Origin of the sequence: Streptomyces lydicus (assembly GCF_000717345.1) — a bacterium.
In the GTDB taxonomy this organism is placed as follows: Bacteria; Actinomycetota; Actinomycetes; order Streptomycetales; family Streptomycetaceae; genus Streptomyces; species Streptomyces lydicus.
The window spans coordinates 22,496-29,737 of the sequence record NZ_JNZA01000061.1; the positions used below are offsets into that span (position 1 = coordinate 22,496).

The following is a 7,242-nucleotide window of genomic DNA, read 5'->3' on the forward strand; positions in this document are numbered from 1 at the left end:
TCAGCGGATCCGGGGCAGGTCGCGGGCGAGGGACGGCTGGGAGCGCCGGAAAGAGGTGAAGTGGTCGGCGTCGGCACCCTGGTCGACCACCGTGGGCCGGGCGCCGTGGGCCCGCAACTCCTTGGCGCAGCTGATGCTGTTGGCCATGGGGACGTCGTGGTCGCCGCCGGCGGTGTAGAGGGTGATCCGGACGCCGCGGGCCGGCGTCCAGTCGCAGGTGCGGTCGTTGGCCCGCAGGACGGTCAGCAGGGCGCCGGACGGGTGCCGGAGCTTCTGGTACCAGGTGTCGGTGAGCAGGTCCTCCAGTCGGCCGGGCAGCTTGCCGGCGATCTTCTCCGCCGGGTGCTCGCCGTCGAAGAGGGCCTCGACGCGGTCGGCGTAGGGGGCGCGGAACACCTCGCGGGGGCTGCGGTAGAGCGGGTGCAGACGGTTCTGGGCAGTCAGGAAGAAGGAGACGTAGAAGACGGCTGAGCGGGGGCTGACCCGGCCGTCGAACATCCCGGGGAGTTCGCTGCCGTCCAGGTCGAACGGGCCGCCGACCGGCGCGACGGTCCCGGGGCGGAAACGGGGATCGGCACCCCGGCCCAGCTCGCGCGCCAGTTCCATGGCGACCTGGCCGCCCTGCGAGAAGCCGGTGAGGGACACCCTGCGGTCCAGGGTTGCGCCGAGCCGGGAGGTGGCCGTGCGGGCCGCCCGGAGCATGTCGAGCGAGGCCGAGCCGGCGGACCGTGCGTCCATGTACGGGTGGCGGCCGGGGCCGGTGCCGAGGCCGAGGTAGTCGGGGGCGACGGCGGCGCGGCCGGCCGAGGCGTACAGCATCGAGACGGTCCGGTCGAGGCCGTCGCCGACGGAGGGTGCGTAGCCGCGGTAGGCGAGGGTGCCGTGGGCGTGCACGACGGCGGGGAGCCGGTGCCGGCCGGTGCCGAGCGGGAGGGAGAGCAGGCCGGAGGCGGTGGTGGGACGGCCGTCGGCGGTGATCGTGCGGTAGGTCAGGCGGTAGTTGGCGACGTCGTGGCGGGCGGTGTGGGCGTCCAGGCCGGTCTGCCGCGCCTGGTCCACGATCCGGGATCGGTGCTGCCGGCCGAGGGGGATGAGGGAGAGCAGGCTGCCGCGCCAGGCGGCGGTGCGGGCTGCGGTTCCCTGTGCCGTGGCGGGCCGTGCCGTCTCCGCCTGCCGGGCGGGGAGGGGATGCGCGGCCGCCACGGCCGGTGCCGTCGTGAGCGCCGTCAGCAGGAGGGCGGCGCCGGTGGCCACCCCGCGCGAGAGGCGGCGGGACCGCGGTAAGTGCTGCTGGGTCGTGTTCTTCATGGTGCGACGGTACGGACGTCCCGCGGCGCACAGCAGGCGTTTTCCGCACAACTCAACCGGGGTGCACGACGGTTGACGGCGGGCGTGCGGAGGGGAACCCCCGCACGCCCGTCGCCGCGCGCGCCCGGCCCCGGCCGTGCGTCAGAGCCGCTGGATGATCGTCGCGGTTGCCAGCGCACCGCCCGCGCACATGGTGATCAGGGCGAATTCCTTGTCCCGGCGTTCCAGTTCGTGCAGCGCCGTGGTGATCAGGCGGGCGCCGGTGGCGCCGACCGGGTGCCCGAGGGCGATGGCGCCGCCGTTCACATTCACCTTCTCCAGGTCCTGGTCGAACACCTTCGCCCAGGAGAGCACGACGGAGGCGAACGCCTCGTTGATCTCGACCAGGTCGATGTCCTTGAGGGACATGCCGGCCTTGCCGAGCACGGCGCGGGTGGCGTCGATCGGGCCGTCCAGATGGAAGTGCGGATCGGAGCCGACCAGCGCCTGCGCCACGATGCGGGCCCGCGGCTTGAGTTTGAGGGCGCGCGCCATGCGCTTGGAGGCCCACATGACCGCGGCGGCGCCGTCGGAGATCTGCGAGGAGTTTCCCGCCGTGTGCACGGCCGTGGGCATGACGGGCTTGAGGCCGCCGAGCGCCTCCATGCTGGTGTCGCGCAGCCCCTCGTCGCGGTCGACCAGCCGCCACATGCCCTGGCCCGCGGCCTGCTCCTCCTCGGTGGTGGGGACCTGGACGGCGAACGTCTCCCGTTTGAAGCGCTCCTCGGCCCAGGCGGCCGCCGCCCGCTCCTGGGAGATGAGGCCGAGCGAGTCGACGTTCTCGCGGGTCAGCCCCCGGTGGCGGGCGATGCGTTCGGCCGCCTCGAACTGGTTGGGCAGATCGACGTTCCACTCGTCGGGCCAGGGCTTGCCGGGGCCGTGCTTGGAGCCGCTGCCGAGCGGCACCCGGGACATCGCCTCGACGCCGCTGCCGATGCCGATGTCGATGACGCCGCCCGCGATCATGTTGGCGACCATGTGGTTGGCCTGCTGGGAGGAGCCGCACTGGCAGTCCACGGTGGTCGCCGCGGTCTCGTACGGGAGGCCCATCGCCAGCCAGGCGTTGCGCGCCGGGTTCATGGACTGTTCTCCGGCGTGGGTGACGGTGCCGCTGACGATCTGTTCGATGCAGTCGGGCTGGATGCCCGTACGGGCGAGGAGTTCGCGGTAGGTCTCGCCCAGGAGGTAGGCGGGGTGGAGGTTGGCGAGCGCGCCCTGGCGCTTGCCGATCGGGGTGCGTACGGCTTCGACGATGACGGGTTCCGCGGCCATGACTGACTCGTCCTCTCCTCGCGTCCGCGGGCGTCCCGGCACCCGCGGAACAAGAACTAGTACGCGTTCTAGTTCCGCGAACAGTCTTATGAGCCACCCCCCGGCGCGCAAGGGGGATGCAAGCCCCTTGTCCGCAACAGGAATCGCCACGACTCTTGCCACTTATAGAACGCGTTACTACCTTCACCGCGACCCCCACAGCTGATGCACCGTCAGAAGTCTGGATGGAACCACGGACCAGGAGCCGCCGATGCCATGCCCAGCGCTGCCCGAGGGGTTCGACTTCACCGATCCCGACGTCTACCAGTCCCGCGTTCCGCTCCCCGAGTTCGCGCAGCTGCGGCAGACCGCGCCCGTGTGGTGGAACGCCCAGCCGCACGGCATTGCCGGCTTCGACGACGACGGCTACTGGGTCGTCACCCGGCACCAGGACGTCAAGGAGGTGTCCACCAAGCCGGAGCTCTTCTCCGCGCACCTGAACACCTCGATCATCCGCTTCAACGCGTCCATGACCCGGGACCAGATCGACGTACAGAAGCTGATCATGCTGAACATGGACCCGCCGGAACACACCAGGGTCCGCCAGATCGTGCAGCGGGGCTTCACCCCGCGCTCCATCCGCGCCCTGGAGGAGGCGCTGCGCGGGCGGGCGGCGCGTATCGTCGCCGCGGCGCGGGAGAGCGGTACCGGGGACTTCGTCACCGATGTGGCCTGCGAACTCCCCCTCCAGGCCATCGCCGAGCTCATCGGCATCCCGCAGGACGACCGGGCCCGCATCTTCGACTGGTCGAACAAGATGGTCGCGTACGACGATCCCGAACTCGCCATCACCGAAGAGGTCGGCACCAACGCGGCGATGGAGCTGATCTCGTACGCCATGAACCTCGCCGCGGCGCGCAAGGAGTGCCCGGCCAAGGACATCGTCAGCCAGCTGGTCGCGGCCGAGCACGAGGGGAACCTCGGCTCCGACGAATTCGGCTTCTTCGTCCTGCTGTTGGCGGTGGCCGGCAACGAGACCACCCGCAACGCCATCACCCACGGCATGCACGCCTTCCTCACCCACCCCGAGCAGTGGGAGCTCTACAAGCGCGAGCGGCCCGCGACGGCGGCGGAGGAGATCGTGCGCTGGGCGACGCCGGTGGTGTCCTTCCAGCGGACCGCCACCCAGGACACCGAACTGGGCGGGGCGAAGATCAAGAAGGGCCAGCGGGTCGGGATCTTCTACTCGTCGGCCAACAACGACCCCGAGGTCTTCGACCGTCCCGAGCTCTTCGACATCACCCGCGACCCCAATCCGCATCTGGGCTTCGGGGGCGGCGGTCCCCACTTCTGCCTCGGCAAGTCCCTGGCGGTCCTGGAAATCAACCTGATCTTCAACGCTCTCGCGGACGCCATGCCCGACATCTCCCTGGCCGGCACCCCGCGGCGACTGCGGTCCGCGTGGCTCAACGGGGTGAAGGAACTACGGGTCCGTTACCGCTGAGCGCGGTGGCCGGGGGCGGGCCCGGCCGGCGGCGTGACGAGGTCCTCGCACGCACTGTGCCCGGTGGCCGGCAACGGCTGCCGGGCACAGCGGTATGTCCGAAAACGGTTTGTCGCTCAACCTTGCCAGTCGTCGTTGGCGCACTTACATTCAACTCAACTCGCCAGTAACACCCGGCAGTCAGCTCCACTCGGCAGCGCGCCGCAGCACGCGCCGCCCGGCACGACACCGGCCGGTGCCGCTCTCCCCACGCACCCCCGCTCGGCCCGCTCCCCACGCCTGTTCACCGCACCACGGTCACGCACCTTCCCCCCACCTTGTTTCGACAGCGCGCTCCACGCTCTTCGAAGGGGAAACACACCATGAAGGACGCACACGGCAGACCTGTCACGGGACGCATCAGCTGGCGGAAGTTCGCCGTGCTGTCCGTCCCGGCCCTCGCCGGCACCGCGGCGCTGGGCATCGCGCTCGCCAACGGCGCCCTCGCGGCGTCATTCGCCGTATCGGGCCAGCAGTTCAAGGTCTCCGCCGACAGCCTCACCGGCGACGGATTCGCCCAGTACGGCAGTGTCGACACCAACGCCAGGGGCGACCTCCTGCCGGTGGCGGTCACCGCCATCAAGACGGCACAGCTGAACAACCTCTGTCAGTCAGTGGTCACGCACCTGCCCGTGGTCGGTGACATCTCGCTCAACCTGCATGCGGGGACGGGCAGCAAGCCCGTCGAGGCCCGCGATCTCTTTGTGGACGCCACCCAGCTCTCCGGCAACGCGTCCTTCAACAACATCGAGATCGGCCGGGACGCCTCCACCCTGGACAAGGGCCCGGCCAGCGCCCAGGGAATGCAGGACCTCTTCGCCCAGCAGGCCGACGACGTCCGGATCAGCAATCTGCACCAGACCGCCTGGGCCACCAACGCCGGGACGTTCAAGCTCTCCGGGCTGAGCATGAAGATCTCCAAGGGTACGAAGGAATGCTTCTGACCTGGCGGCGCTGGCGGAGGGGCCGCCCCTTCTGGGGTGGCCTGGCGGCCGTCCTCGCCGGCGCCGAGATCTGTGCCCTCCCTCTGGCCCCGCTGAAGATCATGCTCCAGCAGGGCATCGCCGGTATCCCGTCGGTGCTCATGGGGCTGGTGATGATCGTGATGGGGCTCTCGGCGTGGTTCGCGCCGCACTACCGGGGCCTCGCGGGCGTCCTGACCGTCCTGTGCGCGGCGGCGGCCCTGGTGATGTCCAACCTCGGTGGCTTTCTGATCGGCACCGTTCTCGGGATTCTCGGCGGCTCCATGATCTTCGCCTGGCAGCCGGTGGTCGTCGGCGACCAGCCGGCCCTCAGCAAGTGAGCGGCACATGGTCCGTTACTCGCACCCGCACCCCCCTCTGGAAGGACGCCCAAGATGACTCACGTGGACCCCACACCCCCCACGTCCCTCGTGCATCCCGCAAGCGACCGGCGCGGCGCGCACCGTAGACGCGTCTTACGTGCCGTCGGCACCGGGGCGGTCGCCGCACTCGGGCTCGCCGCCGGGCTGACCGGCTCCGCTGCGGCGCAGCCTGCCGGGGCGCCGGGCACCGCGGACTCGACGACCGTGAGCCCCGCGGGTCACGCGTTCACCGCCAAGCTCAGCGGCAAGGCCACCTTCAAGGCCGGTTCGGTGACCGTCACCTGTAGCACCTCGACCTCCAGCGGTCAGGTGCCGGCCGCGCCCGGTAACCAGAACGCGTCCGGCCCGGTGAGCAGTTCCACCACCCCGGCGACCTACGGTTCGTGCACGACGAGCATGCCCGGCGTCAGCGCGACCGTCAGCACGTCCGGCACCTGGGGCGTGTCCATGCAGAACGGCACACCGGTCACCGCCGGACTGACCATCCCCACCGGCGGGTTCGTCCTCAAGACCAGCGGGCTGGCGTCCTGCACGGTGACGGCGGCGCCCACCTCGGCAGCCACCGTGAACGGCAGCTGGACCAACGGCGCGCCCTCCACCCTGGCCTTCACCAACGCCGCGGTGCCGGTCAAGGTGGTGGGCGGTTTCGGCTGCCCGACCAGTGCGACCACCTCGACGTTCAACGCGACGTACCAGGTCAGCGACACCACCGACCCCACGTCCCAGATCACCGTCACCGGGTGACGAGCCGGCCGGCCGAGCCGCTGAGCTGCTTCGGGCCTGCTCAGCGCGCGGCCAGGCCGGCGGCCGCCATGGCCACCACCACCGCCACGGCCAGCGTGCCGCTGAGGAACGCGGTGACCAGCCGTCGCCGCAGGGCGCGGTAGACGCTCTCGTATTCGGTCCGCAGACTGGCGCTGCGGACCGCAATACGTTCCAGATAGGCGCGCGAGGTGTCCCGTTGGTCCTCGCAGTAGCGCGACTCGACTTCCTTCCGCTGGGTATCGGTCAGCCAGGGCAAGCCGGCGCAGAAGGCATGGGCGCGGGACCGCGCCCGGTCCTTCTCCGCCTCCCAGAGGAGATATCCCTCGATCTCGTTGATGGCCTGGTCCATCCGGTTCATGGGCGGGCCCCGATTTCCCTGCCGCGGGCGTTCTCGGCGTCCGGCAGGGCCGCGATCTCCTGGGCGATCTCGGGGTGGTGCAGGTCGAATGCCGGGGATTCGGAGCGAATTCTGGGCAGGGTCAGGAAGTTGTGCCGCGGCGGCGGGCAGGAGGTCGCCCACTCCAGCGAACGGCCGTAGCCCCACGGGTCGTCGACCTCGACCTTCTTGCCGTACTTCGCCGTCTTCCAGACGTTGTAGAGGAACGGCAGGATCGACAGGCCGAGGAGGAACGAGAAGATGCTGGAGACGGTGTTCAGGGTGGTGAAGCCGTCGGCGGCGAGATAGTCGGGAATGCGGCGCAGCATGCCCTCCGCGCCCAGCCAGTGCTGGACGAGAAAAGTGCCGTGGAAGCCGAGGAACATGGTCCAGAAGGTGATCTTGCCGAGGCGCTCGTCCAGCATCTTGCCGGTGAACTTCGGCCACCAGAAGTGGAAGCCGGAGAACATCGCGAAGACGACCGTGCCGAAGACCACGTAATGGAAATGGGCCACCACGAAGTACGAGTCGGAGATGTGGAAGTCCATCGGCGGCGAGGCCAGGATGACACCGGTCAGACCACCGAAGGTGAAGGTGATCAGGAAGCCGACCGCC

8 protein-coding genes are annotated in these 7,242 nt (G+C 70.0%); 4 read left to right on the top strand and 4 right to left on the bottom strand.

Features of this window, described 5'->3' with window-relative positions; all coding sequences use genetic code 11:
• Together OO62_RS34745 and OO62_RS34750 are read right to left on the bottom strand one after the other, a co-directional pair.
• Positions 1 to 1,308 carry a lipase family protein gene (locus OO62_RS34745; RefSeq protein WP_033271704.1) on the bottom strand — a complete coding sequence of 436 codons (1,308 nt, stop codon included), beginning with the start codon at positions 1,306 to 1,308 and terminating at the stop codon, positions 1 to 3.
• Positions 1,309 to 1,449: 141 nt separating this feature from the next.
• Positions 1,450 to 2,619, bottom strand: a complete 1,170-nt coding sequence (locus OO62_RS34750; RefSeq protein ID WP_033271705.1) for a steroid 3-ketoacyl-CoA thiolase — start codon at positions 2,617 to 2,619, stop codon at positions 1,450 to 1,452.
• A gap of 250 nt (positions 2,620 to 2,869) precedes the next feature.
• On the opposite strand from OO62_RS34750, the gene OO62_RS34755 reads away from it, so the two are divergent.
• The 4 genes from OO62_RS34755 to OO62_RS34770 all read left to right on the top strand — a co-directional run bounded on the left by OO62_RS34755 (position 2,870) and on the right by OO62_RS34770 (position 6,230).
• The gene (locus OO62_RS34755) at positions 2,870 to 4,102 is read left to right on the top strand and encodes a cytochrome P450 (RefSeq protein ID WP_033271706.1); all 1,233 of its coding nucleotides are present in this window, start codon (positions 2,870 to 2,872) and stop codon (positions 4,100 to 4,102) included.
• A 362-nt stretch (positions 4,103 to 4,464) separates the two neighbouring features.
• A complete protein-coding gene (locus OO62_RS34760; RefSeq protein WP_033271707.1) occupies positions 4,465 to 5,085 on the top strand; it encodes a DUF6230 family protein in 621 nt (206 codons plus the stop codon).
• Positions 5,076 to 5,444, top strand: coding sequence for a DUF6114 domain-containing protein (locus OO62_RS34765; protein WP_033271708.1), 369 nt, complete (start codon positions 5,076 to 5,078; stop codon positions 5,442 to 5,444). The genes OO62_RS34760 and OO62_RS34765 overlap by 10 nt, the downstream gene beginning before the upstream one ends.
• Before the next feature lie 63 nt (positions 5,445 to 5,507).
• Positions 5,508 to 6,230, top strand: a complete 723-nt coding sequence (locus tag OO62_RS34770; protein WP_228332426.1) for a hypothetical protein — start codon at positions 5,508 to 5,510, stop codon at positions 6,228 to 6,230.
• A 40-nt stretch (positions 6,231 to 6,270) separates the two neighbouring features.
• On the opposite strand, the gene OO62_RS34775 is transcribed toward OO62_RS34770, so the two are convergent.
• Both OO62_RS34775 and OO62_RS34780 read right to left on the bottom strand, forming a co-directional pair.
• Positions 6,271 to 6,609 (bottom strand): hypothetical protein, encoded by a 339-nt coding sequence (locus OO62_RS34775; protein WP_033271710.1) that lies wholly within the window; start codon positions 6,607 to 6,609, stop codon positions 6,271 to 6,273.
• A partial coding sequence (locus OO62_RS34780; protein ID WP_211267961.1) for a cytochrome c oxidase subunit I occupies positions 6,606 to 7,242 on the bottom strand: 637 nt, incomplete at its 5' end. The genes OO62_RS34780 and OO62_RS34775, both read right to left, overlap by 4 nt.

What these genes read in the sequence shown, in the direction of transcription:
- OO62_RS34760 (WP_033271707.1), top strand. Translation starts at nt 4,465, where the DNA reads ATGAAGGACGCACACGGCAGACCTGTCACGGGACGCATCAGCTGGCGG.
- OO62_RS34765 (WP_033271708.1), top strand. Translation starts at nt 5,076, where the DNA reads ATGCTTCTGACCTGGCGGCGCTGGCGGAGGGGCCGCCCCTTCTGGGGT.
- OO62_RS34755 (WP_033271706.1), top strand. Translation starts at nt 2,870, where the DNA reads ATGCCATGCCCAGCGCTGCCCGAGGGGTTCGACTTCACCGATCCCGAC.
- OO62_RS34750 (WP_033271705.1), bottom strand. Translation starts at nt 2,619, where the DNA reads ATGGCCGCGGAACCCGTCATCGTCGAAGCCGTACGCACCCCGATCGGC.
- OO62_RS34745 (WP_033271704.1), bottom strand. Translation starts at nt 1,308, where the DNA reads ATGAAGAACACGACCCAGCAGCACTTACCGCGGTCCCGCCGCCTCTCG.
- OO62_RS34775 (WP_033271710.1), bottom strand. Translation starts at nt 6,609, where the DNA reads ATGAACCGGATGGACCAGGCCATCAACGAGATCGAGGGATATCTCCTC.